Below are 24,170 nucleotides of genomic sequence, written 5' to 3'. Positions count from 1 at the left end.
GTCTGCACGTTGTAATTAACCTGACAGAGGGGCATTTATCATACACCTGCGTGGGGCATTAATTACACGTTAAACAACCAGCACGCCGCGAAATGCCCTGGCGCAATCTCCCGCATGGCAGGCTCCTGCGTCTGGCAAACCGGCATGGCGTGCGGGCAGCGGCTGCAGAACTTACAGCCCGGCAGCGCGGACGTGGGGCCTGGAATGTCGCCGCGCAGGGTGGCGTCTTCGAGATTGCGGATGCGCGGATCGGGCCGGGGAACCGCCGCCAGCAGCGCGCGGGTGTAGGGGTGCGCCGGACGCTGATACAGTTCATTCGCCGGGGCCACCTCCACCAGCTTACCGAGATACATCACCCCAATGCGGCTGGAGATATGGCGCACCATGGAGAGATCGTGGGCGATGAACAGATAGGTCAGCCCCAGCTCCTGCTGCAGATCCTGCAAAATATTCACCACCTGCGCCTGCACCGAGACGTCCAGCGCCGAAAGCGGTTCATCGCACAGCACAAATTCAGGACGCACGGACAACGCGCGGGCAATACTGATGCGCTGACGCTGCCCCCCGCTGAACTCATGCGGGAATCGTTCAAGGTGTTCGTGCTTCAGCCCCACTTTGTAGAGCAGCGTTTCCGTACGTTCCCGCTGTTCTTCGCGGCTGTAGCCGTGGATCTGCATCGGCTCGGCCACCAGCTGTCGTACCGTCATGCCGGGGTTGAGCGAGGAGTAAGGATCCTGAAAAATCGCCTGCATCCGCTTACGCAGCGGCTTGAGCTCTTTTTCGCGGGCGTGAGCGATCGCCTGCCCGGCAAAGAGGATCTCGCCGGAGGTAATATCGAAAAGGCGCAGGATGGCGCGCCCGAGGGTGGATTTCCCACAGCCGGACTCTCCCACCAGGCCAAACGTCTCGCCGGGCTGAATATCAAAGCTCACGCCATCAACCGCCTTCACGGCCACGCCTTTATGCAGCAGACCGCCGTTGAGCGGATAGTGTTTGCGCAGATCGCGAACGCTCACTAATGGCGCCTGTTGTTCACTCATGCCTGAATCTCCTTATCGGCCCATAGCCAGCAGGCGGCGCGATGGCCCTCTCCGGCGGTGTAAAATGCGGGCTGCCGTTCACACTGGGGCATGCGTTTCGGGCAGCGTTCGGCGAACGGACAGCCCGGCGGCGGGTTAAGCAGGCCAGGCGGCGCGCCTTCGATGGGCGATAAGCGTTGGTTAACCTCATCCGGGCGCGGCAGCGAGGCCAGCAGACCCTGAGTGTAAGGATGCGCAGGGCGATAAAAAATGTCCTCCACGCTCCCCTCCTCCATCACCAGCCCGCCGTACATCACCACCACGCGGCTGCAGACCTGCGCCACCACGCCGAGATCGTGGGTGATCAGCAGAATCGCGGTTTGGGTCTGCTGTTGCAGGCTTTTCAGCAGACGCAGGATCTGCGCCTGAATGGTCACGTCCAGCGCGGTGGTTGGCTCATCGGCAATAAGAAGCTTCGGGTTGCAGGAGAGCGCAATCGCGATCATCACCCGCTGGCGCATCCCGCCGCTAAACTCGTGGGGATACTGGTCGTATCGGCGTTCAGCCTCGGCAATGCCCACCTGTTCCAGCATGGCGATGGCCGCCGCTTTGGCCGCTTTTTTGGTCAGTCCTTTATTGCGCATCAGGATCTCCGCCATCTGTTTGCCGATGGTCAGCACCGGGTTCAGGGCGGTCATCGGATCCTGGAAAATCATCGCGATTTCGTTGCCGCGAATGGCGCGCATCTGCTCAGGGGTTTTCTGCGCCAGATCGTCATTCTGGAAGCGGATGCTGCCGCCGGTTATCCGTCCGTTGTTCCCCAGTAGCTGAATGATCGACTTACAGGTGACGCTTTTCCCGCAGCCCGACTCGCCGACGATACCGACGAGTTCGCCCGGCTGCACCTGAAAGCTCACGCCGCGCACCGCGTGAACCTCGCCCTCGCGGGTGCGGAAGGTGGTTTGCAGGTTCTCAAGCGCTAACAGGTTACTCATCGCGATTCGCTCCTGGCTCAAAGGCGGTACGGAAGACATCGCCCAGCACGTTAAAGCTGAACACCGTCAGCAGGATCAAAATGCCGGGGAACATCGCCAGCCACGACGCTTCGCCAATATACGACTGGGCGTTGTTGAGCATGCTTCCCCACGATGCCGCCGGCGCCTGCACGCCCAGCCCTAAGAAGCTGAGCGTCGACTCCATCAGAATGGCCGAGGCGATATTGAGCGTGGCGGCCACGATAATGGTCGGCAGCACGCCGGGAATAATGTGGCGCACGATAATGCGCAGCGGGTTTTCCCCCGACGCGCGGGCATAAAGCACATACTCGCGCTCTTTCACCGATAAGGTTTCTGCGCGCACCAGCCGCGACATGTTCATCCACGTCAGCAGGCTGATGATCAGAATGATGTTATCCACGCCCGGCTTGAGGTAAGCATTCACCACCAGCAGCAGGAAGAAGGCCGGAATGGCCATCAGGATATCCACGGCGCGCATCATCAGGTTATCCAGCCAGCCGCCAAAATAGCCGCTCACCGTTCCTACCACCGTGCCGATAAGCGTGGAAAAGAGCATCGCCAGAAAACCGACCATCAGGGAGATCTGGCCGCCATACAGCGCGCGGGTGAAGTAGTCGCGGCCATACTCGTCGGTGCCGAACCAGTGCGCGGCATCCGGCGGTAGCGTGCGTGCGCCGAGCGCCATCCGATCCGGATCGTACGGACTTAGGCCCGCACAGAGCGCGGCGACAACGAAAATAAAAAGCACAAACAGGGAGAACTGCGCCGGACGGTTGCGGCGCAGCTGGTGACGAACCTGCTGCCAGCGTCTGCTCATCCGGGTTACCTCAGCGTACGAATGCGGGGATCGGCGAAGCGATAAAGCAGATCGGCGATCAGGTTACCGACGATCAGCATCATCGACGAGAGCATGATGATCGCCATGATCAGCGGGTAGTCCAGCGAGGCGATCGACTGGATCCCGAGCAGCCCCATCCCCGGCCACGAGAAGACGCTTTCCGTCACATAGGCCCCCACAATCAGCTCACCGAACGACAGGCCGAACAGGGTAATCACCGGCAGCAGCACATTTTTCAGCACGTGGCGGAACAGAATGCCGGAACGCGTGGCGCCGTAGGCCAGCTGGGTCTGCACGTAGTCGGCCGAGAGCTGCGAGATGGTGTTGGAGCGGATGTAGCGCACGTAGCTGGAAAGGTTGTAGAACGTGAGGGCAATACACGGCAGCACGCCGTGACGCAGCACGTCCAGCGCGTTATCTTCCATGCCGATGGTGCGCATACCCATGCTGGGGAACCAGTTAAGCTGCACGGCAAAGACCGTAATGAGCAAGATGCCGAACCAAAAAATCGGCACCGAGATGCCGATATAGGCGAACAGGTTAAGCACGTGATCCAGCCAGCGGTGCTTAAATGCCCCCGCCAGCAGGCCCAGCGGGATCGCCAGCACGATCGCCATCAGCAGCGACGCGCCCATCAGCCCCAGCGTGGCCGGAATGCGTTCGCCGATCATCTCCAGCACCGGGCGGTGATAAATCAGCGAATAGCCGAGATCGCCCTGCAGGACGTTTTTCAGCCACAGGACGTACTGCGTGACCAGCGGCTTATCCAGCCCCAGGCTCTGGCGAATACGTTCGATATCTTCCGGGGCCATGCGCGGCGTAATGTACGCCGCCACCGGATCGCCGGGCGCGAGCTTGACCAGCAAAAACGCCACCAGTGAAATAAAGAACAGCATCGGCAGCAGTTGCAGCAGCCGACGCGTGAGGAGTGTGTTCACGACATGCCCTTACAAAATCCCCGACCTGACGGCCGGGGCAATCACTTATTTCTGATAGATTTTTGACAGATCCTGGAACAGATAGACCGGTTTCGGCTCTGCCTCCTGGGTGCCGCCGAAGCGCTTGTCCACCGCGACGGTCGCATTGGTGTAGGCAATCGGGTAGTACGTCATGTCGTTCGCCACGGTCTGCTGAATTTGCTTGTAGATATCGGCACGTTTCGCGGCGTCGGTTTCCACGGCGCCTTTATCCCACAGAGCATCAAACTGCGGATTTTTGTAGTGCGCGTAGTTATAGGCTTCGTTGCTCATGAACAGCGATTTGTAACCGTCCGGCTCGGAGCCCATGATGTAGCCGCCCAGATTCAGCTCCCACGCGGTGTTGTTCATATCAAGGCTGCGCTGAGACATGGCGTTGGAGTCCAGCGGCATCAGCTCCACGTTCACCCCAATCGCCTTCAGCGCCTGCTGAATATAGAGCGCCATGCTCTCCTGGGTTTTGTTGGTGTTCACATACGCCAGGCGCAGCTTGAGGTTGTCCGGCGCGCCGGAGCTCTTGAGCAGGTCTTGGGCTTTTTGCAGGTCAAACTTGTACTGCTCGACGTCATCCGTCTTGTAAAGCGTATCGGGCGTCAGGAACGACGTCGCCGGTTTCGCGTAGTCCAGCGAGGTAAAGGCGGTCTGGGTGAGCTCGTCTTTGTTGATGGCATACGCGATGGCCTGACGCAGCGCTTTGCTCTTCATCACCGGCACGTTCTGGTTGAACGTCATATAGGCCAGGCGGCCTTCCGGATAGACCACGAAGTCGAACTTACCGGTATTTTTCAGGCGATTCACGTCCTGCGGGTCAACCATCTTGAGGTTGATTTCACCGTTTTGCAGCGCAAGGTTGGCGGCGTTGCTGTCTTTGGCGAAACGGTAAGTGACCGAATCAAGCTTCGCTTTGCCGTTCCAGTAATCATCGAAACGGGTCAGGGCGTAATACTGCCCGGCGCGGTACTCTTTAAATTTGAACGGCCCGGAGCCTACCGGCGCATCGTTTTTGCTGCTCTTTTCCAGGTCACCTTCACCTGCGAACACGTGCTGCGGAATCGGGTAGATCTGAACCAGAGTGCCGGTAAAGGCGGCGCTAACCTGCGGTAAGGTGAACTTAACGGTGCGGTCGTCAACCTTGCTTACCTGTACCGGCTTATCGCCGTAGGTGAACATGCTGCGGAAGAAGCTGTGCTGTTTGGCATCCAGCAGCTTATTGAATGTAAAGACCACGTCGTCCGCCGTCAGCGGCTGTCCGTCCTGCCATTTCAGGTTGGGTTTTAGCGTCAGGGTGTAGCTCAGGTTGTCGGCGGAGGGCGTCAGGCTTTCCGCCAGGCCCCACTCGATCTTACCGTTGTTGAAGCTATAGAGCGGGGCATAGAGCGCCTGCATGATCGTTAACGTGGTACGGTCGCTGGCATAGAGCGGATTAACGGCTAACGGGTCGCCGGAGGTAATACCGATAATCAGCGAACCGCCCTCTTTTAGCGCGTCGCTTTTTGCCGCTGAGGGCGTATTGGTCTCTTTATTTTTCGCATCATCACAGCCCGCCAGGCCTAACGCGAGCGAAACGACCACTGCCGATAACAGAAGCTTGCGCATCTCACTAACTCCTTGCCTTATAAAGTGTTTATTACTGCATCTTTTATTTATGTTGAAGCATCATATGCAGCTTTATCCGTTTACGCATTAATTATGAAAATGCGATTTTCGATTAAGCTTATGCCGGATTTGATATATATAAGCGCCGGAAGGAATAGCGGCAGATCGATTACGCTCAGTTGGTTAAACGCTTCACAAATCTCCTGCTACACTGCCTCAACACATCACTCAAAAGGCAGGCCAACATGTCAGACAACACGTATCAGCCACCAAAAGTGTGGGAATGGAAAAAGAACAACGGCGGCGCGTTCGCCAACATCAACCGCCCCATTTCCGGCGCGACCCATGAGAAAGATCTACCTGTCGGTTCGCACCCGCTACAGCTCTACTCGCTGGGAACACCGAACGGCCAGAAAGTGACGATCATGCTCGAAGAGCTGCTGGCGCTGGGCGTGACGGGCGCGGAGTACGACGCGTGGTTGATCCGCATCGGCGAGGGCGATCAGTTCTCCAGCGGCTTCGTTGAGGTGAACCCGAACTCGAAAATACCGGCGCTTCGTGACCACTCCACGAACCCGCCAACGCGCGTATTTGAGTCCGGCAATATTCTGCTCTATCTGGCGGAGAAGTTCGGCCACTTCCTGCCGAAGGATCCGGCGGGACGCACCGAAACGCTGAACTGGCTGTTCTGGCTCCAGGGCGCGGCGCCGTTCCTCGGCGGCGGTTTTGGCCACTTCTACAACTACGCGCCGGTGAAAATTGAGTACGCGATTGACCGCTTCACCATGGAAGCCAAACGCCTGTTCGACGTGCTGGATAAACAGCTGGCGCGCGGCCGCTACGTGGCGGGTGAGGAGTACACCATCGCGGATATCGCTATCTGGCCATGGTTCGGCTGCGTAGCGCTGGGCAGCGTGTATAACGCCGCTGAGTTCCTCGACGCAGAAAAGTACACCAACGTGCAGCGCTGGGCGAAAGACGTGGCGAACCGCCATGCCGTTAAGCGCGGACGTATCGTTAACCGCACCAGCGGCGAGCTGAACGAGCAGCTCCACGAACGCCACGCGGCGAGCGACTTCGAGACCAATACAGAAGACAAACGTCAGGCGTGACGACTAGCCGGGCGGATCGCCGCCCGGCAACAGAGATCCTTGCTCAGGGCATGATTGGCCTAAAGGTTGAGCCGGCATTGCTGGCACTATCTGTGCGTTTTTCTCACCTCAGAGTGAGAAGCAACGTATCAACCGACAGCAGTCACAAAGGATCTGTTATGAAACTTATTAAAACAACGCTGGTTATCAGCGCCCTCATTTTTTCCACCTCGGGAATGGCCATCGACAAAACCGCCGCTGGCGCGGTAGCAGGCGCAGCCATTGGCGCGGCGACGGGTAAAGATCTGAAATCGACGGTTGGCGGCGCCGTCGTTGGCGCAGGCACCGGTTCCATGTTCAAAAACGGCGACAAAGGTAAAGCCGCGCGTAAAGGTGGTGCGGTAGGTGCTGCCGTGGGCGCAGGTGCCGCGGCGGTTACCGGCAAGAGCGTGCTGAAAGGTGCGGCCGTTGGCGCGGGAACGGGCGCGCTGATTGGTGAAGCGACGCACTGATAAACTTCGCCGGGCGTCGCAGCGCGTGCCCGGCCTCATGACTGTTCAGTAATAACTCCCTGCACCCAATCACGACTATTTGCCCTCAACTTATGGCCAGAAATGTCACCCGGAATACATCAATGGTGATCGTCATACTGATGCTCAATCACCATCCCTTCCGCCACGCTCGCCACATGGCGTGCACGCGGATGATAGACCGGTGCAGGGGCGACATACGTTGTTTGTGCAGGTGCAGGTGCAGGCGCAACGCTTACCGCCTCAGGAACCGTGGCTGACTGCGGAACAATCACGACCTTATACCCGGCAGGGACATCGACCGTGACGCTCTGGGCCATCGCTGTATTGACCACGGCAAAACCTGCCAGGGCAGCAAATAAAATAATACGGTTTTTCATAAATTGAATTATTTCCGGTATCAAGAAGATAATTCATTATGTCGGCTGAATCTTAAGACAATATTAATTTTCATGTTCTGGAATGTGCAGAAAATGCCAAATATATTGTTACAAGCAAATACTTTAATATTTAAAAAATATTGACTTACGTTTTTTTAAAAGGCGGCAAGAAATACGCTTGCATGCCGCCTCACCTGTTATGTTAATACTTAATATCCCGCGCTTTTTGCCGTCCGGACTGTTTCATCTGGCGCTTGTCCTGGCGGCAGTCGTGATTACTCTGGTTATTGTTTGCCACGCAGGTCTGCTTCACCTGCCGTGACGTATCGCGGGTTTCCTGCCTGACATCACGCGCCACGCGCCGTTCCTGCGCCTGCTGGGTCGCACTGGCAAAAACCGAAAACAGCATCAGAAAAATGAAAGAGAGAACAGGGATGACAGATAACGATCTGTTCATAGCAACACCTCATAGAAGAGAGCCCAGAACGTCAGGGGGGTTAGCAAAAGAATAGCAGTTTCAGCGCGAGCTGGAGGGGAAGACGTTAATAATGTAAGGCCGCACAAGGCGGCCTTGCAGCGCTGCGTTATGCCGTCAGGCGGAACTTCTGCACCGAGCGCTGAAGATCTTCGGTCTGGCGCTCCAGCGCCGCCGCCGCCGCGGAAACCTCTTCAACCAGCGAGGCGTTTTGCTGGGTAACGCCGTCCATCTGGGTAATGGCAACCCCGACCTGCGAAATGCCCTTGCTTTGCTCCTCAGAGGCAGAGGCTATTTGCTTCATAATGGTCGTCACTTCCGTCACGTCACGCAAAATCGCATCCATAGTGGTGCCGGTGTCGCCCACCAGCTTCGCCCCCTGCTCGACGCGGGAAACGGAGTCGGTAATCAGCCCCTCAATCTCTTTGGCCGCGTTGGCGCTGCGGCTTGCCAGGTTGCGGACCTCACCTGCCACTACCGCGAAACCACGCCCCTGTTCGCCCGCGCGCGCCGCTTCAACCGCCGCATTGAGTGCCAGAATATTGGTCTGGAAGGCAATGCTGTTGATTACGTTGGTGATTTCAGCAATTTTCTTCGAGCTTTCCGAAATCCCGCTCATGGTGGTCACCACCTCTTCCACCAGTGAGCCGCCGCGGCTGGCAGTGGTAGAGGCCACATCGGCCAGCTGGCTTGCCTGACGCGCGCTTTCCGCGTTCAGCTTCACCGTGGCGGTCAGCTGTTCCATGCTGGCTGCCGTCTCTTCCAGCGCAGCCGCCTGCTCTTCGGTACGGGACGAGAGATCGTTGTTACCGCTGGAGATTTCCGTCGCGCCGCGCCAGATATTTTCACTGCCGGAGCGGATCGTGCTGACCGCTTCACGCAGGCTGTCCTGCATGGCGCTCAGCAGCGGTACCAGCTGGCCCACGCAGTTGCGGCCGAACGGCTCAATGGGCTGGCTGAGATCGCCCTGGGCAATCTGGCGGAACTGCTGGCGAATGCGGTCCAGCGGTTTGACCAGCATCGCCACCAGGTAACGGTCGGTGAAGAACAGGATCAGCAGGCCGATAATCGTGGCGACGATTATCACCGTGCGGGTCATGCTGGTCAGGCCGTCCACCACCACGCGGGTACTGTCGAGCGACTTCGCGGCAGCATTGTTGAACTCTTCAGCCGCCGCGCCGAACGCGCGGCTCAGCGGTGGGGTGACGTTGTTGGCCTGCTGACGGTAGCCGTCCAGCGCGCCCAGCTTCGCCTGCTGCATTTGCGGCGTCACGCCCTGTTCAAGCAGCGCCTGCCAGGTGCCGATCACCCGGGAAGAGATCTGCTCATCCATCGGGCCAGGGGAAATGGCTTTCATTTCAGCCAGCTTCTTGCCCATGTTATCCAGCGCCTGCTGGGCAGAGGCCAGATCCGGCGTGCCGCCTGCAGCTTTGACTTCCATCGCTCGGCTCAGACGGGTCACAAAGCGGAAATACTGATCGTTGCCCTGACTGAGCACCGTCATCTGTTTGACCAACTGGCGGTCCACCTCGTTGCCATCAGTCACGCGAGACAGGGACCAGGTGCTGTACAGTCCAACACCCGCCCACATTAAACAAAAGATCCCGAGAATCGCCAGCATGACGAAGCGGATCGTGAAATTACGGAGCATATTCATAAGTCTTCCTTGCCGTGAGGGTGAGTTCGCCCAGAGGCGAGTACTACTCTCGTTATCGGCAGGAACGAGGGAAATTATAACGTTTTGTGATCATTTTTAATTAGCGTGGCTTCACTGGTCGCACAGCCGCCGTTAACCATTATCTTCGCGCTTAGTGATGTGATAAGTTCAGAATGAAAACGACGTTTCAAAAAATTATCGATAAGAAAAGGAGACATCATGTCCTGGTACCCTGACGCTACCCGCTATGAACATATGCAGTACCGCTACTGTGGAAAGAGCGGTCTGCGCCTTCCTGCGCTGTCGCTGGGACTGTGGCACAGCTTCGGCCACGTTCAGCCTCTTGATGCCCAGCGCGCGCTGCTGCGCAAAGCCTTCGACCTCGGCATCACCCATTTCGATCTCGCCAATAACTACGGACCTCCGGCGGGTAGCGCGGAAGAGAATTTCGGCCGCCTGCTGCGTGAGGACTTCGCCGCGTACCGCGACGAGGTGATTATCTCCACCAAGGCGGGTTACGACATGTGGCCAGGGCCGTACGGCTCGGGCGGTTCCCGCAAATATCTGCTCGCCAGCCTCGACCAGAGCCTGAAGCGCCTGGGCGTCGAGTATGTGGATATTTTCTATTCCCACCGCGTGGATGAAAACACGCCGATGGAAGAGACGGCCTCTGCGCTGGCCCACGCCGTGCAGAGCGGCAAAGCGCTGTATGTGGGCATTTCCTCCTACTCAACCGGGCGCACGCAAAAAATGGCCGAGCTGCTGCGCGAGTGGAAGATCCCCCTGCTGATCCACCAGCCGTCCTATAACCTGCTCAACCGCTGGGTCGATAAGACCGGTTTGCTGGATGCGCTGGAAGCAAACGGTACGGGGTGTATCGCCTTTACCCCGCTGGCGCAGGGTTTGCTGACCGGAAAATACCTGAACGGTATTCCTGAAGATTCACGCATGCAGCGTGAAGGCAAGAAAGTCCGCGGTCTGAACGAAAAAATGCTGACCGAAGCCAACCTGAACAGCCTGCGTTTACTGAGTGAAATGGCGCAGGCGCGCGGTCAGACCATGGCGCAGATGGCGCTAAGCTGGCTGCTGAAAGATGCGCGCGTGACGTCCGTGCTGATTGGCGCAAGCCGCCCGGAACAGCTGGAAGAGAATGTTCAGGCGCTGGAAAACCTGCGCTTTACGGAGGACGAACTCAAGCGGATTGACCAGCATGTTGCGGATGGGGAGTTGAATCTGTGGCAGGCGTCGTCTGAGAAATAGTGCGGGCTGATGCCCTTGCCCCTCACCCCGCCCTCTCCCCAAAGGGGAGAGGGAGAAAGGCCGCACCGAGCAGTCCCCTCTCCCCTTTGGGGAGAGGGTTAGGGTGAGGGGTAAAGTGTACTTTACTTCTTACTGATCTTATCCAGATACCCCATCACAAACGCAGAGAGCACAAACGTCAGGTGGATAATGACGTACCACATCAGTTTATTATCCGGCACGTTCTTCGCGTCCATAAACACGCGTAGCAGGTGAATAGAGGAGATCGCCACAATCGACGCGGCCACTTTATTCTTCAGCGATGACGCATCCATTTTGCCCAGCCAGCTGAGCTTCTCTTTACGCTCGTCGATATCAAGCTGGGAGACAAAATTCTCGTAGCCGGAGAACATCACCATCACCAGCAGCCCGCCCACCAGGGTCATATCCACCAGCGACAGCAGAACCAGAATCAAATCCGCTTCGGCAATGGAAAAAATGTTCGGCAGAACATGCAGGATTTCCTGAAAGAACTTAATCGTCAGCGCGACAAGCGCCAGCGAAAGGCCAAAATAGACGGGGGCCAGTATCCAGCGAGAGGCGTACATGGCATTTTCAAAAAAGCGTTCCATAAAGTCCTGTTTGCAAAAGAAACCAGCGCCCAGTATATCTCAACGGCGCTGACTGTTTGCAATAACTCAACAGTACGCCACTCAGACGTTGTCCGGGTTAACCTCGGGACGGGCGTACTCCGGCCAGACAAGCGCCACCAGCTCAGGATAGGCTTCCAGACTGAACTCGCGAAAACACTGCCGCAAATTTAATACGTCCAGATCGGAATAAGAGACCTTCTCGCCGTTAAGGCAGCGCTTTTTGATATTGTCATAATATTTATACACGGCTGAATTCAGGTCGCTACAGCGACGCTGCGCCTCAAACAGTCCGGGCGTATCATTAATTTCCGACATTTTCATGCGCTTAATTGTCGCGTGTAAAAAGTCGATATATTCGTGGTTCACCCGCCAGTACCAGACCGGCGTAACGGAGTTCATCAATACAGAGAAATGGTCTTCACCTTCCTCTTTTGTCATCAGTTCAGGTTGCGGGGGTTCACTGGTGTCTTTCGACACTTTCGTTTTATTGAACTCCTGCATCAATAAAAGAACACCAGCGGTCAGTAATAGTAATGTGATGACCGTAAAAAAGATGCTGTTCATGGGTAGGCTCCATTTTTTTTGATTTTAAATTTGCCTCATGATATTGTCAACGAATCTCACGCCTTTACCAACCCCACCCTGTTGAAATTAAAGGAAATTAAAAATGCTGCCCGACTATCTCGTCCCGGCTAAGTACCACATTACGCCTGTGGAACAGCAACCGACGGAAGCAGAAAAAGAGGCCAGTTTCACTCAGGGGAAAAGAAAGCTCTCTGATTTCGAGCCTGATATATTAATTGGTGTTTCCCGCACCGGCAAATCCCGTAATATGTTGCTGGAAGAGCACGATCGCCATATTAAAGACCGCTTATTTCGCGCCATAAAAATTGAAGCCTTCGTCCACCTGCTGAACGATCTGCAGGCCGAAGGAGAAATAGATGCCCAGAAACTAAGTCAAATATTGGCCGAAAAGACCAAAGAAATTAACGAAGCGGGCAATGAAATTTGGCTTAACTTAATTACGCGCGAAAAAAACAACCCAATTTTTTATAGCCTGGGGGAGGATTAACGTGAAGGAAGTTAAAAACAACGACGTTTATTTGACTTTAGATGATAAGAAAAGTGATGAATTTATCTTAAAGCAAAATCTCGATGCGCTGCGAAACACAAAAAATGACGAGATGACGCGTATTACCCAGGACCTGGTATCGATCCCGGCAACGCTGGTGCGGCTGAAATGGCAGAATCGCCGTGAAATTTATCCGCTACAGGTCAAAGAAGAAATTTACGGTGCCGTGATGAACGCCATCATGGAACAGCGGCCAGAGCTGAAAGAGAAGCTTCTGGGTCGCCTCGAGGCCAATTACCAGTATCTGCTTGCCAGAGAAATCGCCACTCTGCGCCTGACGCGCAAACTGTCAGACGGTGAGTACCGCACCTCAAACGTCACCTGCGTTGCGCTTGATGAGGACGCGCTGGCGTCTGACGCCAGCGCCCCTTCCGAACCGCAACGCTAATTAAATCTGAATACGGCAATCGCCTCTTTTAACTGCCCCGTCTGCTGCCGCTGCGCTTCAGCCACCTGCAGCGTTTGCGCTACGTGACGCACGTTCTCCTGCACGCTGGCATCGATGCTGGCAATACTGTCGTTCATCTGCGCAATGCTCGCCCGCTGCTGCTCGCTCATCTGCGACAGCTCCTCCAGCAGAGAGCGGAGCCCTTCAATGCTCTCAATGATCGACTTCATTGTCATACCGGCCTGCTCAACCTGCTCGACGCCCTGCAGCGTGGTTGCCTGCGATGCGGTCAGCAGCTGGCGAATGTCTTTTGCAGCCCCCTCGCTGCGCTGGGCCAGCACGCGCACTTCCGAGGCAACCACCGCGAAGCCTTTGCCATGTTCCCCCGCTCTGGCAGCCTCGACCGAGGCGTTGAGCGACAGGATATTGGTCTGGAACGCAATCCCGTCGATCAGCTCCAGAATGGCGTAAATGCGCTGCGACTCCTCGCGAATGTGCTCCATCGCCGCAATCGCCTGCCGTACGTTATGGCCTCCCTGCTCCGCCACGTTACTGGTACTGAATGCCACCTCCCGAACCTGGCGGGCTTTTTCACTGGTCAGGGTGGCGACAGCCCTCAGTTGTTCCATCGCACTGGCTGCCGTCGCCAGCGAACTTGCCTGGTGATCGGTACGTTCCGACAGCGCGCTGTTGCGTTGTCCTAACGCGCGGGATGCCTCCAGCAGTTGCCCAATATTGGCGCTGACCTGCTCAAGCGTGGCGCGCATGGTGCCCAGCGTCAGGCTGAACGTGCGGGCAAAGGGAGACTCTGCGGGTGCCGCATCGACGGCCAGCGTGAGGTACCCCGGTTCGCGGTTGATCACCCCCGCCAGCCTTGCCACCTCGCTCGCCGAGCGGGCGTCCTGCTCCATACGAATCGCCAACAGCACCAGGATCGCGGTCTGGACCACCACAAACAGCCCGTGGAAAACCACCATATGAAAGCCGGTGTGCATGAACACCACGACGCCGTACAGGTCGTTTTCCTGCAGATAGTTGAACACCAGGTGATGTAATGCGATGACCGCCGCCCCCATCACCAGCGGGCGCCAGTCTCGCCAGGCAAGGAGCGCGGAAAGCAGGACGAAAACCGAGAAATGGTATTCGGTTTCACCTTCGCCCAGATGAATCAGCAGCGCGGAAAATGCCATTAGCACAAACGCAGAGCTCAGGCGGAGTAACAGCGCGCCGGGGAACACCATCGTCAGCAGCGTCGATAAACAGGCCAGTGAAGTGCCGACAATCGCCCCCTGCATGATGTTTTCGTTGATATAGCCCACGCCCAGCGAGATGGCCCACAGCGACCAGATGAGCACCAGTATTAGCCTGTCGGCGCGTCGTCGAATGGCAGAAAGCGAAAACAGATCGTTTTGAGGCGCGTGCGGATACAGCCATGTCATCGTAGCCATAGGGAGTCTCTTGCTGTGCAGGTGAAAAGAGCCTTCGAAGAAGGTTTGTTTTTATTATCTTTTTTAAGCGTAGTGGGGATATTCCCCGACGCCATTTCAGCCAACGATATATTTTAATGGCTCAGCCGAATACTGATATTTACTTAACTATCAATGGATTATTAATTATTGCTTTATTGATAAGGAAATATGAAGAATGGGGATATACAGCAGAAAATAATAACGATGTTGCGTGGCAGAAAACAAAAAAGCTGGCTTTCGCCAGCTTTCGTTCTATTTTTTGGCCGCTTTTTCTTCGCCGACCAGCCCAATCTTCAGGTAACCCGCCTGATGCAGCGTGTCCATTACCTTCATCATGGTTTCATAATCAACGGTTTTATCCGCACGGAAGAAGACCGTGGTGTCTTTCTTACCGCCCGTAAGCTGATCCAGGGCCGGGATGACAGAGTCGGCCGTCACCGGGTCATTGCCGAGGAACATGGATTTATCCGCCTTCACCGACAGGTAGATAGGCTTCTCCGGGCGCGGCTGGGGCTGGCTGGATGAGGCAGGCAGATTTACCTTCACATCCACCGTCGCCAGCGGCGCAGCCACCATGAAGATAATCAGCAGAACCAGCATAACGTCGATAAACGGCGTCACGTTGATCTCATGCATTTCACCGTTATCGTCCAGATTTTCGTTTAGACGCATCGCCATACTATCAACCCACGCGCAGTTTGGACGCCGCGTGCACCGGCTTAACCGAGCTGGCATTCAGGTCGAGATCGCGACTTTGCAGCAGCAGAACCTGCGCGGCAACGTCACCCAGCGTGGCTTTGTAGCTGCCAATCATACGCGCGAAGATGTTATAGATAACCACCGCCGGAATCGCCGCGACCAGACCAATCGCCGTCGCCAGCAGCGCTTCTGCGATACCCGGGGCCACAACCGCCAGGTTGGTGGTCTGGGTCTGCGCGATACCGATAAAGCTGTTCATGATGCCCCAGACCGTACCGAAAAGGCCGATAAACGGTGAGATCGCCCCGATGGTCGCCAGATAACCATTGCCGTGCCCCATGTGTCGGCCAACGGCCGCCACGCGACGCTCCAGGCGGAAACCGGTACGTTCTTTGATGCCTTCGTTATCTTCACTGCCCGCGGAGAGTTCCAGCTCGTTCTGCGCTTCATTCACGAGCAGGGTGGTAAGGCTTTTCGCGTGGAAGGATGAGGTCATGTCTGAAGCCTGATCCAGAGAGCGGGCTTCAGCCAGCTGCTGCTGTTCCCGCTTGAGACGACGCTTCTGCGAAAGCAGCTCGGCGCTCTTGCTGAAGAAGATAGCCCAGGTGACAACGGACGCCAGAATCAGGCCGATCATCACAATCTTAACCACGATGTCAGCATGCTGATACATGCCCCAAACGGAGAGATCCGCCTGCATCAAATTATTACCCACTCTGTATCTCCAGGACGCAAATCACAAAATCTGAACGTAATAATATCAAAACGTCGTCGAATTGATAGTAGTTCTCATTAGTATTTGCATAGTGCCGCAATTTTCGTTCACTTTCCTTGCGCTTACGCAGTAAAAATTTCTTATGCGTTTTTTTGCTAATATTTTCTGCTTATTCGATAAGCCTGCGGGTGCAGTTTTTTCCAATCGTGGTAGTCTGGACGTCCAGACGTATAAAAACAGGGTTAGCGAACATGACAAAGAAGCATCTTGATACCACGCTGGTACAGGCAGGACGCAGCAAAAAATATACTCAGGGATCTGTCAACAGCGTGATTCAACGCGCCTCCTCGCTGGTGTTTGATACCGTTGAGGAGAAAAAAATCGCCACGCGCAACCGCGCGAAAGGCGGCCTGTTTTATGGCCGTCGCGGCACGCTAACCCATTTTTCTCTGCAGGAGGCGATGTGCGAGCTGGAAGGCGGCGCAGGCTGCGCGCTGTTCCCGTGCGGAGCGGCTGCAGTCGCCAACACCATTCTGGCGTTCGTGGAACAGGGCGATCACATCCTGATGACCAACACCGCCTACGAACCCAGCCAGGACTTCTGTACCAAAATTCTCAGCAAGCTCGGCGTGACCACCGGCTGGTTCGACCCGCTGATTGGTGAAGGTATTGCCGAACTTATTCAGCCAAACACGCGCATTGTGTTCCTGGAATCGCCGGGGTCGCTCACCATGGAAATTCACGACGTGCCGGCTATCGTGAAGGCCGTGCGCAGCAAAGCGCCAGAGGCGATCGTTATGATCGACAACACCTGGGCGGCAGGCGTGCTGTTCAAAGCGCTGGACTTCGACATTGATATCTCGATTCAGGCGGCGACGAAGTACCTGATTGGCCACTCTGACGGCATGATCGGTACTGCGGTCTCCAACGCGCGCTGCTGGGATCAGCTGCGTGAAAACGCCTACCTGATGGGCCAGATGGTGGATGCCGACACGGCCTACATGACCAGCCGCGGACTCCGCACGCTGGGCGTTCGCCTGCGTCAGCACCATGAAAGCAGCCTGAAGGTGGCCGAATGGCTGGCGCAGCATCCGCAGGTTGAGCGCGTGAATCACCCCGCGCTACCCGGCAGTAAAGGCCATGAGTTCTGGCAACGTGACTTTACGGGCAGCAGCGGGTTGTTCTCGTTTGTGCTGAAAAAACGGCTGAATAATGACGAGCTGGCAAGCTATCTGGATAATTTTACCCTCTTCAGCATGGCCTACTCGTGGGGCGGTTTTGAATCCCTCATCCTGGCTAACCAGCCGGAACAGATTGCGGCCCTGCGCCCCGGTGGCGACGTGGACTTCAGCGGTACCCTGATTCGACTGCATATCGGTTTAGAAAATGTTGACGATCTGATTGCGGATTTAGCAGCAGGGTTCGAGCGTATCGTGTAGAGTGCTGGCTGAAAATGTACTCCCTGGACGCTTTTATGGACACCGCAAGCGGAAAAGTCTGCATGAGTTGCGCCCGGGATCAAACCCGACGGGCGAATAAGGGAGTACAATAGCGCTATATCTGCTGTTCCACAGGAAAGTCCATGGCTGTTATTCAAGATATTATTGCGGCGCTCTGGCACCACGATTTTGCCGCGCTGGCGGATCCTCACGTCGTCGGTATCGTCTATTTCGTGATGTTCGCAACTCTGTTTCTGGAAAATGGATTACTGCCAGCCTCGTTTTTACCCGGTGACAGCCTGCTTTTACTTGCCGGGGCGTTAATCGGTAAAGGCGTCATGGACTTCACGCCAACGATGGTTATCCTTACCTCCGCAGCCAGCCTGGGCTGCTGGCTGAGCTATCTGCAGGGCCGCTGGCTGGGGAACACGCGCGTCGTCAAAAGCTGGCTGGCGCAGCTGCCGCATAAATATCATCAGCGTGCGACCTGCATGTTTGACCGGCACGGCCTGCTGGCGCTGCTGGCGGGGCGTTTCCTGGCGTTCGTTCGCACCCTTCTGCCGACGATGGCGGGCATTTCCGGCCTGTCGAACCGCCGCTTCCAGTTCTTCAACTGGCTGAGCGCCCTGCTGTGGGTTGGCGTGGTGACGACGCTCGGCTACGCGCTGAATATGATCCCCTTCGTGAAACACCACGAAGATCAGGTGATGACCTTCCTGATGGTGCTGCCGATGTTCCTGCTGGTGGCGGGCCTGGTGGGGACTATCGCAGTGGTGATTAAGAAGAAGTACTGCAGTGCATAATTCAACAAAGCCGGGTGGCGCTATCGCTTACCCGGCCTACGTTTTTCGTCAGACTCCCTGCATCGTTCTTATACGTGATGCATCTTCTCCCGGCGTAACGCCGAAATAGCGCTTAAACTCCCGACTGAACTGCGACGCACTTTCGTAGCCCACCCGCATCGCCGCCGCGCTGGCCTTCATGCCGTCGTGGATCATCAGCATCCGCGCCTTATGCAGCCGGTAGGTTTTGAGGTACTGCAGCGGCGAGGTGCTGGTCACCGATTTAAAATTATGATGAAACGCCGAGACGCTCATGTTCGCTTCCGCCGCCAGCTGGTCGACGCTGAGGTTTTCGGTGTACTGGCTCTCGATACGCTTGAGCACGCGGCTTATCAGGCTGAAGTGGGTCTGTCGGCTCACCAGGGCCAGTAACGCTCCGCCCCCCGGGCCCAGCAGCACGTGGTAGAGAATTTCGCGGATAATCTGCTTGCCCAGAATGCGCGCGTCCAGCGGCCTCTCCATCACGTCCAGCAGACGCTCAATGGCGCAGAGGATCTCTTCCGACAGCGTCGCCGAGTTAATCCCGCTCGACGCCATCGAAGGCTGGAAGAGTTCATCTTCGCCTATCTCCATCAGCAGCTCCTGCAGCTGCAGAATATCGACGTTGACGCGAATACCCGCCAGCGGAACGGCCTCTGTCGCGAAGGTTTCACATTCGAAGGGTAAAGGTACCGTCAGAAGCAGATATTCATTGGTGTCGTAGCGGAACACGCGCTCGTTGATATAGCCAATTTTATGGCCCGAGAAGAGAAAAACGATGCCCGGCTGGTACATGACCGGCGTGCGCGTCCCTGGCTGAGTGCCATAAAGCAGGCGAATGTCAGGAAGCAGGCCACTGACGCCATTTTCGTTATCTATCAGTCTTTTAATCTGCGCAGTGAGCTGCTGGCAGATAGCCTCACGGTTCATCTTGCGTTACTCCGGGTGCGGTTTTCGACGTTGACAGTGTGCGTTGTTTTCCGCGCTTTCTCCAGCGCTCTGTAGAAATGGGCAAGACATCGGCAGGAATGTGCATTGAGGGCGTAGCCCCGGGCGGCCACAATGAGCAGCATCAGGTCGCCCTCTGCGCCACCACGGTTTTTCACCCACTAAAGGGAACGAGCAATGAACAACTTTAATCTTCACACCCCAACCCGCATTCTGTTTGGTAAAGACGCTATCGCCGATCTGCGCGCGCAGATCCCTGCTGACGCCCGCGTGCTGATCACCTACGGTGGCGGCAGCGTGAAAAAAACCGGCGTATTGGATCAGGTTTACAGCGCGCTGGACGGTCTGGACGTTCGTGAGTTCGGCGGCATCGAGCCAAACCCGTCTTACGAAACGCTGATGAACGCGGTGAAAATCGCCCGCGAAGAAAACATCACCTTCCTGCTGGCGGTCGGCGGCGGCTCCGTGCTGGACGGTACCAAATTCATCGCGGCGGCAGCGCACTACGCTGACGGCATCGATCCATGGCACATTCTGGAAACCCGCGGCAGCGACATCAAAAGCGCTATCCCGATGGGCTCCGTGTTGACCCTGCCAGCGACCGGTTCTGAATCCAACAAGGGCGCGGTGATCTCCCGTAAAACCACCGGCGACAAACAAGCATTCATGAACGAACACGTTCAGCCTGTGTTCGCCATTCTGGACCCAGTTTACACCTACACCCTGCCTGCGCGTCAGGTAGCGAACGGTGTGGTCGACGCCTTTGTTCATACCGTTGAGCAGTACGTCACGTATCTGGTGAATGCCAAAATTCAGGATCGCTTCGCGGAAGGCATTCTGCTGACGCTCGTCGAAGAAGGTCCGAAAGCGCTGAAAGAGCCGGAAAACTACGACGTTCGCGCCAACGTAATGTGGGCCGCCACGCAGGCGCTAAACGGCCTGATCGGGGCTGGCGTGCCGCAGGACTGGGCAACCCACATGCTGGGCCACGAGCTGACGGCGATGCACGGTCTGGACCATGCTCAGACGCTGGCCGTTGTGCTGCCTGCCCTGTGGAACGAAAAACGCGACACCAAACGCGCCAAACTGCTGCAGTACGCTGAACGCGTGTGGAACATCACCGAGGGTTCTGACGATGCGCGTATTGATGCCGCCATCGAAGCGACCCGCAGCTTCTTTGAAGGTCTGGGCGTGCCAACGCGTCTGTCTGGCTACGGCCTGGACGGCAGCTCTATCCCTGCCCTGCTGGCGAAACTCGAAGAGCACGGTATGACCCATCTGGGCGAGCACGGCGACATCACGCTGGACGTCAGCCGTCGTATTTACGAGGCGGCACGCTAAGCGTTTTTGTCCCCCCGACTTTCGTTTTTTGACATTTCGTCCAGACTTAATGCACACCCCATCGCCGGAGGAACCCTCCGGCGATGCGCACCTGAAGGAGGAAAAATGGCAAACCAAACCGTAATCAAGCTGCAGGACGGCAACGTGATGCCCCAGCTGGGGCTAGGTGTATGGAAAGCCGGTAACGACGAGGTCGTCTCCGCCATTCATAAAGCCCTGGAAGTCGGCTACCGGTCGATTGACACTGCCGCCGCGTACAAAAACGAGGACGGCGTGGGTACCGCACTGGCCAGCGCCGGTGTCCCTCGCGATGAGTTGTTCATCACCACTAAACTCTGGAACGACGACCAAAAACGTCCCCGCGAAGCCCTGGAAGAGAGCCTGGAAAAACTCCAGCTCGACTTCGTCGATCTCTGGCTGATGCACTGGCCGGTTCCGGCTATCGATCACTACGTTGATGCCTGGAAAGGGATGATTGAACTGCAGAAAGAGGGGCTGGTGAAAAGCATCGGCGTCTGTAATTTCCAGGTTCATCACCTGCAGCGGCTGATTGACGAGACGGGCGTCGCGCCTGTCATTAACCAGATCGAGCTGCACCCGCTGCTGCAGCAGCGTCAGCTTCACGCCTGGAACGCCACGCATAAAATCCAGACCGAGTCCTGGAGCCCGCTGGCGCAGGGTGGCCAGGGCGTGTTCGATCAAAAAATTATCCGCGAACTGGCGGATAAATACGGCAAAAGCCCGGCGCAGATCGTCATTCGCTGGCATCTGGACAACGGCCTGGTGGTGATACCGAAATCAGTCACGCCGTCGCGTATCGCCGAGAACTTCGACGTCTGGGATTTCCGTCTGGACAAAGACGAGCTGGGTGAGATTGCGAAGCTGGATAAGGGTAAGCGGCTTGGGCCGGACCCGGATCAGTTTGGCGGGTAATACCTAAAACGAGCCTGGTCTTCCGCCGGGCTCGTTTTAATCTATAAACCGGACTGACATCTCGCTTCTCCGGGAAGATCAGGCAATGTGCAAATAACGTTATACGCTTTCCCTTCAAGTTTATGTGGCCCACCGAGACCGCCGCCTGCTTCTGCATCATATTCCTTTCCGTTGACACTTATCTGGAGCGGGGTGTGATAAATCCAGTCCATCGGACCTATTGGCAGAAAAAAGATCCACTCATGCTGGCTCTGAAAAGCAAAACGACCGTTGTCGTCAGAAAGCGTTTGCTCCCTCTCTAATGTTATTTTAGCGCCAGAGACTGGCTTACCTGCGCTGTCGATTAGACGTCCTTCCACTTCTGGCTGTGTCTGGCGGTGCATTACACAACCGCATAACGTCAGGCCAATCAGCATCGTTCCTGTTAACTTCCTTATTTTCATTTTTGGCCTCCTATCCTTATGCAGAAAAAAGCCGGGTGGCGGCTGCGCCTTACCCGGCCTACGCGCTGACCTGTAGGCCCGGTAAGCGCAGCGCCACCGGGCATTGTTACAGGTTTAACCGATCTTACGTTTTACGTTCTTCTTCGTTCCCGCCCTACCGTTTGAACGCTGATGCACAATTGGCGTGTGCTTGGTCAGCGCCGGGCGCGTATTGCGGTTCTGGCGACGCGCTTCGCGCATCTCCTCCAGCGTCGGAGCCGGTACCAGGCAGTCGCGGCGCGAGCCGATCAGATGTTTTTTACCCATCTCTTCCAGCGCCTGGCGGATCAGCGGCCAGTTTTTCGGATCGTGGTAACGCAGCAGCGCCTTGTGCAGACGACGCTGTTTATCCCCTTTCGGCACCACCACCTCTTCACTCTTATAGCCAATCTTACTCAGCGGGTTCTTGCCGGTGTAATACATGGTCGTCGAGTTGGCGAGCGGTGACGGATAGAAGTTCTGTACCTGATCCAGACGGAAGCGACGCTGCTTCAGCCACAGCGCCAGGTTCACCATGTCCTCATCGCGCGTGCCCGGGTGGGCGGAGATGAAGTACGGGATCAGGTACTGCTCTTTACCCGCCTGCTTCGAATAGGTGTCGAACAGCTCTTTAAAGCGATCGTAGCTGCCCATGCCCGGCTTCATCATCTTCGACAGCGGGCCTTCTTCGGTATGCTCCGGCGCAATCTTCAGATAGCCGCCGACGTGGTGCGTCGCCAGCTCTTTGATGTAGCGCGGATCTTCCACGGCGATGTCGTAACGTACCCCGGACGCGATGAGGATCTTCTTGATGCCCTTCAGATCGCGCGCGCGGCGGTAGAGGTTGATCGTCGGCTCGTGGTTGGTGTCCATGTGCTCGCAAATGCTCGGATAGACGCAGGAGAGGCGACGACAGGTTTGCTCCGCGCGCGGCGACTTGCAGCGCAGCATGTACATGTTGGCGGTTGGGCCACCGAGGTCAGAAATCACGCCGGTAAAGCCCGGCACAGTGTCGCGAATCGCTTCGATCTCATTGATGATCGACTCTTCCGAACGGCTCTGAATAATACGCCCTTCGTGCTCGGTAATGGAGCAGAAGGAGCATCCGCCGAAGCAGCCGCGCATGATGTTGATCGAGAAGCGGATCATCTCATACGCCGGGATGCGGGCGTTGCCGTACGCCGGGTGCGGCACGCGCTTGTACGGCAGCGCAAAGACGCTGTCCATCTCTTCGGTGGAAAGCGGGATCGCCGGCGGGTTGATCCAGATAAAGCGCTCGCCGTGCTTCTGCATCAGCGCGCGGGCGCAGCCCGGGTTGGTTTCATGGTGCAGAATACGGGACGCGTGCGCGTAGAGCACCTTGTCGGCTTTCACCTTCTCGTAGGACGGCAGCAGCACGTAGGTCTTTTCCCACGGTTTCGGGCGCGGCGGCTGCACGACGATAGCCTTCGCTTCCGCTTTTTTCGGCTCAACCGGCTTGTTATCGGCACACGGCAGATCTTCACCGTACGGGTGTGGGATCGGGTCGATTTTGCCCGGCATATCAATGATGCGGGAATCCACACCGCGCCAGCCCGGCAGCGCCTCTTTTACCATGATCGCGGTATTGCGCACGTCACGGATGCTGCTCACCGGCTCGCCCTGCGACAGACGGTGCGCCACTTCTACCAGCGGACGCTCGCCGTTACCGTAAATCAGCATGTCGGCTTTGGAGTCCACCAGCACCGAGCGGCGAACGGTATCTGACCAGTAGTCATAGTGCGCGGTGCGGCGCAGGCTCGCCTCGATGCCGCCCAGGATCACCGGCACGTCTTTCCAGGCTTCTTTACAGCGCTGGGTATAGACGAGGGTCGCGCGGTCGGGGCGTTTACCCGCCACGTTATCCGGCGTGTAGGCGTCGTCATGACGCAGCTTACGGTCGGCGGTATAGCGGTTGATCATCGAGTCCATGTTGCCTGCGGTCACGCCGAAGAACAGGTTGGGTTTACCCAGACGCATAAAGTCGTCTTTGCTGTTCCAGTCAGGCTGGGAGATGATCCCCACGCGGAAGCCTTGCGCTTCGAGCATACGGCCGCAGATGGCCATGCCGAAGCTCGGGTGGTCAACGTAGGCATCGCCCGTGACCAGAATAATGTCGCAGCTGTCCCAGCCCAGTTGGTCCATCTCTTCCCGGGACATCGGCAGGAACGGCGCCGGTCCAAAGCAGGCCGCCCAGTACTGGGGCCAGGAGAAGAGGTCACGATCCGGCTGGATCAGGGAAATTGCGCTCATAATGCTTCCGAAGAAAAAATAGACAAAAGGAGCGGGATTATACGCTGGATCAATGTGGGAAATGAAGGGGTATTATGCAGGC

General features: G+C 56.7%; 25 protein-coding genes. 9 read left to right on the top strand and 16 right to left on the bottom strand.

Annotation, left to right across the window (positions count from 1 at the left end):
• Nucleotides 1-62: 62 nt before the first annotated feature.
• From AC0TOY_RS16845 to AC0TOY_RS16825, 5 genes are read right to left on the bottom strand one after another with little or no spacing between them, the layout of a single operon-like run.
• On the bottom strand, nt 63-1,040 hold the full coding sequence (locus tag AC0TOY_RS16845; protein WP_473722225.1) for an ABC transporter ATP-binding protein: 978 nt from the start codon (nt 1,038-1,040) through the stop codon (nt 63-65).
• Entirely contained in the window at nt 1,037-2,014 is a 978-nt protein-coding gene (locus AC0TOY_RS16840; RefSeq protein ID WP_024906525.1) for an ABC transporter ATP-binding protein, read from the bottom strand. Before AC0TOY_RS16840 ends, AC0TOY_RS16845 begins: the two co-directional genes overlap by 4 nt.
• On the bottom strand, nt 2,007-2,852 hold the full coding sequence (locus tag AC0TOY_RS16835; RefSeq protein ID WP_021242100.1) for an ABC transporter permease: 846 nt from the start codon (nt 2,850-2,852) through the stop codon (nt 2,007-2,009). The genes AC0TOY_RS16840 and AC0TOY_RS16835 overlap by 8 nt, the downstream gene beginning before the upstream one ends.
• Nucleotides 2,853-2,857: 5 nt before the next feature.
• Nucleotides 2,858-3,811: an ABC transporter permease gene (locus tag AC0TOY_RS16830; RefSeq protein ID WP_090418657.1), complete on the bottom strand. Its 954-nt coding sequence runs from the start codon at nt 3,809-3,811 to the stop codon at nt 2,858-2,860.
• Between the two features lie 45 nt (nt 3,812-3,856).
• Complete coding sequence (locus AC0TOY_RS16825) at nt 3,857-5,446, bottom strand: ABC transporter substrate-binding protein (protein WP_473722224.1); 1,590 nt, start codon at nt 5,444-5,446, stop codon at nt 3,857-3,859.
• A gap of 245 nt (nt 5,447-5,691) precedes the next feature.
• Between AC0TOY_RS16825 and yghU the strand changes: the two genes are divergently transcribed.
• Nucleotides 5,692-6,558: a glutathione-dependent disulfide-bond oxidoreductase gene (gene yghU, locus AC0TOY_RS16820; RefSeq protein WP_008499796.1), complete on the top strand. Its 867-nt coding sequence runs from the start codon at nt 5,692-5,694 to the stop codon at nt 6,556-6,558.
• Between the two features lie 158 nt (nt 6,559-6,716).
• Complete coding sequence (locus tag AC0TOY_RS16815; protein ID WP_473722223.1) at nt 6,717-7,049, top strand: glycine zipper domain-containing protein; 333 nt, start codon at nt 6,717-6,719, stop codon at nt 7,047-7,049.
• 119 nt (nt 7,050-7,168) lie between these two features.
• Here AC0TOY_RS16815 and AC0TOY_RS16810 read toward each other — a convergent pair whose 3' ends face one another.
• The 3 genes from AC0TOY_RS16810 to AC0TOY_RS16800 form a co-directional block, all read right to left on the bottom strand.
• A complete protein-coding gene (locus AC0TOY_RS16810; protein WP_473713200.1) occupies nt 7,169-7,447 on the bottom strand; it encodes a hypothetical protein in 279 nt (92 codons plus the stop codon).
• Between the two features lie 202 nt (nt 7,448-7,649).
• Nucleotides 7,650-7,904 carry a hypothetical protein gene (locus AC0TOY_RS16805; protein ID WP_090418665.1) on the bottom strand — a complete coding sequence of 85 codons (255 nt, stop codon included), beginning with the start codon at nt 7,902-7,904 and terminating at the stop codon, nt 7,650-7,652.
• 127 nt (nt 7,905-8,031) lie between these two features.
• Nucleotides 8,032-9,579 carry a methyl-accepting chemotaxis protein gene (locus AC0TOY_RS16800; RefSeq protein ID WP_473722222.1) on the bottom strand — a complete coding sequence of 516 codons (1,548 nt, stop codon included), beginning with the start codon at nt 9,577-9,579 and terminating at the stop codon, nt 8,032-8,034.
• A 219-nt stretch (nt 9,580-9,798) separates the two neighbouring features.
• On the opposite strand from AC0TOY_RS16800, the gene AC0TOY_RS16795 reads away from it, so the two are divergent.
• Entirely contained in the window at nt 9,799-10,839 is a 1,041-nt protein-coding gene (locus tag AC0TOY_RS16795; RefSeq protein ID WP_061714476.1) for an aldo/keto reductase, read from the top strand.
• 122 nt (nt 10,840-10,961) lie between these two features.
• Here the strand turns inward: AC0TOY_RS16795 and AC0TOY_RS16790 are convergent, their stop codons facing one another.
• Nucleotides 10,962-11,450 (bottom strand): TIGR00645 family protein, encoded by a 489-nt coding sequence (locus AC0TOY_RS16790; RefSeq protein WP_023333400.1) that lies wholly within the window; start codon nt 11,448-11,450, stop codon nt 10,962-10,964.
• An 81-nt stretch (nt 11,451-11,531) separates the two neighbouring features.
• Nucleotides 11,532-12,035, bottom strand: a complete 504-nt coding sequence (locus AC0TOY_RS16785) for an ESA_00282 family adhesion-associated protein (RefSeq protein ID WP_023309170.1) — start codon at nt 12,033-12,035, stop codon at nt 11,532-11,534.
• Nucleotides 12,036-12,138: 103 nt separating this feature from the next.
• Here AC0TOY_RS16785 and AC0TOY_RS16780 point away from each other — a divergent pair, with 103 nt between their 5' ends.
• Both AC0TOY_RS16780 and AC0TOY_RS16775 read left to right on the top strand, forming a co-directional pair.
• A complete protein-coding gene (locus AC0TOY_RS16780; RefSeq protein ID WP_473722220.1) occupies nt 12,139-12,543 on the top strand; it encodes a hypothetical protein in 405 nt (134 codons plus the stop codon).
• A gap of 1 nt (nt 12,544) precedes the next feature.
• Complete coding sequence (locus AC0TOY_RS16775) at nt 12,545-12,991, top strand: cytoplasmic protein (RefSeq protein ID WP_473722218.1); 447 nt, start codon at nt 12,545-12,547, stop codon at nt 12,989-12,991.
• On the opposite strand, the gene AC0TOY_RS16770 is transcribed toward AC0TOY_RS16775, so the two are convergent.
• The 3 genes from AC0TOY_RS16770 to exbB all read right to left on the bottom strand — a co-directional run bounded on the left by AC0TOY_RS16770 (nt 12,988) and on the right by exbB (nt 15,874).
• On the bottom strand, nt 12,988-14,439 hold the full coding sequence (locus tag AC0TOY_RS16770) for a methyl-accepting chemotaxis protein (RefSeq protein WP_069719968.1): 1,452 nt from the start codon (nt 14,437-14,439) through the stop codon (nt 12,988-12,990). The genes AC0TOY_RS16775 and AC0TOY_RS16770 overlap by 4 nt on opposite strands.
• 273 nt (nt 14,440-14,712) lie before the next feature.
• On the bottom strand, nt 14,713-15,138 hold the full coding sequence (gene exbD / locus AC0TOY_RS16765; RefSeq protein WP_024906515.1) for a TonB system transport protein ExbD: 426 nt from the start codon (nt 15,136-15,138) through the stop codon (nt 14,713-14,715).
• Between the two features lie 4 nt (nt 15,139-15,142).
• Nucleotides 15,143-15,874, bottom strand: a complete 732-nt coding sequence (gene exbB, locus AC0TOY_RS16760) for a tol-pal system-associated acyl-CoA thioesterase (RefSeq protein ID WP_473722217.1) — start codon at nt 15,872-15,874, stop codon at nt 15,143-15,145.
• A 251-nt stretch (nt 15,875-16,125) separates the two neighbouring features.
• Between exbB and metC the strand changes: the two genes are divergently transcribed.
• Together metC and yghB are read left to right on the top strand one after the other, a co-directional pair.
• On the top strand, nt 16,126-17,313 hold the full coding sequence (gene metC / locus AC0TOY_RS16755) for a cystathionine beta-lyase (RefSeq protein WP_048990480.1): 1,188 nt from the start codon (nt 16,126-16,128) through the stop codon (nt 17,311-17,313).
• A gap of 143 nt (nt 17,314-17,456) precedes the next feature.
• Nucleotides 17,457-18,116 carry a DedA family general envelope maintenance protein YghB gene (gene yghB, locus AC0TOY_RS16750; protein WP_024906512.1) on the top strand — a complete coding sequence of 220 codons (660 nt, stop codon included), beginning with the start codon at nt 17,457-17,459 and terminating at the stop codon, nt 18,114-18,116.
• A 48-nt stretch (nt 18,117-18,164) separates the two neighbouring features.
• On the opposite strand, the gene AC0TOY_RS16745 is transcribed toward yghB, so the two are convergent.
• Nucleotides 18,165-19,064 (bottom strand): AraC family transcriptional regulator, encoded by a 900-nt coding sequence (locus AC0TOY_RS16745; protein WP_148769371.1) that lies wholly within the window; start codon nt 19,062-19,064, stop codon nt 18,165-18,167.
• Between the two features lie 195 nt (nt 19,065-19,259).
• Between AC0TOY_RS16745 and yqhD the strand changes: the two genes are divergently transcribed.
• Both yqhD and dkgA read left to right on the top strand, forming a co-directional pair.
• A complete protein-coding gene (gene yqhD / locus AC0TOY_RS16740; protein ID WP_473722215.1) occupies nt 19,260-20,423 on the top strand; it encodes an alcohol dehydrogenase in 1,164 nt (387 codons plus the stop codon).
• A 105-nt stretch (nt 20,424-20,528) separates the two neighbouring features.
• Nucleotides 20,529-21,356, top strand: coding sequence for a 2,5-didehydrogluconate reductase DkgA (gene dkgA / locus AC0TOY_RS16735; protein ID WP_048990483.1), 828 nt, complete (start codon nt 20,529-20,531; stop codon nt 21,354-21,356).
• Between the two features lie 41 nt (nt 21,357-21,397).
• Here the strand turns inward: dkgA and AC0TOY_RS16730 are convergent, their stop codons facing one another.
• Both AC0TOY_RS16730 and AC0TOY_RS16725 read right to left on the bottom strand, forming a co-directional pair.
• Nucleotides 21,398-21,799 (bottom strand): transthyretin-like family protein, encoded by a 402-nt coding sequence (locus tag AC0TOY_RS16730; RefSeq protein ID WP_048990484.1) that lies wholly within the window; start codon nt 21,797-21,799, stop codon nt 21,398-21,400.
• Between the two features lie 114 nt (nt 21,800-21,913).
• Nucleotides 21,914-24,088 (bottom strand): YgiQ family radical SAM protein, encoded by a 2,175-nt coding sequence (locus AC0TOY_RS16725; protein WP_473722213.1) that lies wholly within the window; start codon nt 24,086-24,088, stop codon nt 21,914-21,916.
• Between the last annotated feature and the right edge of the window lie 82 nt (nt 24,089-24,170).

Source organism: Enterobacter sp. PL_is379 (assembly GCF_055817355.1).
Note: the sequence above shows the minus strand (reverse complement) of the source record. Positions and strands in the feature narration are given on the sequence as shown.

Bases quoted from the DNA above. Each gene is read 5' to 3' on its own strand.
- AC0TOY_RS16845 (WP_473722225.1), bottom strand. From the start codon at position 1,040: ATGAGTGAACAACAGGCGCCATTAGTGAGCGTTCGCGATCTGCGCAAA.
- AC0TOY_RS16840 (WP_024906525.1), bottom strand. From the start codon at position 2,014: ATGAGTAACCTGTTAGCGCTTGAGAACCTGCAAACCACCTTCCGCACC.
- AC0TOY_RS16835 (WP_021242100.1), bottom strand. From the start codon at position 2,852: ATGAGCAGACGCTGGCAGCAGGTTCGTCACCAGCTGCGCCGCAACCGT.
- AC0TOY_RS16825 (WP_473722224.1), bottom strand. From the start codon at position 5,446: ATGCGCAAGCTTCTGTTATCGGCAGTGGTCGTTTCGCTCGCGTTAGGC.
- yghU (WP_008499796.1), top strand. From the start codon at position 5,692: ATGTCAGACAACACGTATCAGCCACCAAAAGTGTGGGAATGGAAAAAG.
- AC0TOY_RS16815 (WP_473722223.1), top strand. From the start codon at position 6,717: ATGAAACTTATTAAAACAACGCTGGTTATCAGCGCCCTCATTTTTTCC.
- AC0TOY_RS16810 (WP_473713200.1), bottom strand. From the start codon at position 7,447: ATGAAAAACCGTATTATTTTATTTGCTGCCCTGGCAGGTTTTGCCGTG.
- AC0TOY_RS16805 (WP_090418665.1), bottom strand. From the start codon at position 7,904: ATGAACAGATCGTTATCTGTCATCCCTGTTCTCTCTTTCATTTTTCTG.
- AC0TOY_RS16800 (WP_473722222.1), bottom strand. From the start codon at position 9,579: ATGAATATGCTCCGTAATTTCACGATCCGCTTCGTCATGCTGGCGATT.
- AC0TOY_RS16795 (WP_061714476.1), top strand. From the start codon at position 9,799: ATGTCCTGGTACCCTGACGCTACCCGCTATGAACATATGCAGTACCGC.
- AC0TOY_RS16790 (WP_023333400.1), bottom strand. From the start codon at position 11,450: ATGGAACGCTTTTTTGAAAATGCCATGTACGCCTCTCGCTGGATACTG.
- AC0TOY_RS16785 (WP_023309170.1), bottom strand. From the start codon at position 12,035: ATGAACAGCATCTTTTTTACGGTCATCACATTACTATTACTGACCGCT.
- AC0TOY_RS16780 (WP_473722220.1), top strand. From the start codon at position 12,139: ATGCTGCCCGACTATCTCGTCCCGGCTAAGTACCACATTACGCCTGTG.
- AC0TOY_RS16770 (WP_069719968.1), bottom strand. From the start codon at position 14,439: ATGGCTACGATGACATGGCTGTATCCGCACGCGCCTCAAAACGATCTG.
- exbD (WP_024906515.1), bottom strand. From the start codon at position 15,138: ATGGCGATGCGTCTAAACGAAAATCTGGACGATAACGGTGAAATGCAT.
- metC (WP_048990480.1), top strand. From the start codon at position 16,126: ATGACAAAGAAGCATCTTGATACCACGCTGGTACAGGCAGGACGCAGC.
- yghB (WP_024906512.1), top strand. From the start codon at position 17,457: ATGGCTGTTATTCAAGATATTATTGCGGCGCTCTGGCACCACGATTTT.
- AC0TOY_RS16745 (WP_148769371.1), bottom strand. From the start codon at position 19,064: ATGAACCGTGAGGCTATCTGCCAGCAGCTCACTGCGCAGATTAAAAGA.
- yqhD (WP_473722215.1), top strand. From the start codon at position 19,260: ATGAACAACTTTAATCTTCACACCCCAACCCGCATTCTGTTTGGTAAA.
- dkgA (WP_048990483.1), top strand. From the start codon at position 20,529: ATGGCAAACCAAACCGTAATCAAGCTGCAGGACGGCAACGTGATGCCC.
- AC0TOY_RS16730 (WP_048990484.1), bottom strand. From the start codon at position 21,799: ATGAAAATAAGGAAGTTAACAGGAACGATGCTGATTGGCCTGACGTTA.
- AC0TOY_RS16725 (WP_473722213.1), bottom strand. From the start codon at position 24,088: ATGAGCGCAATTTCCCTGATCCAGCCGGATCGTGACCTCTTCTCCTGG.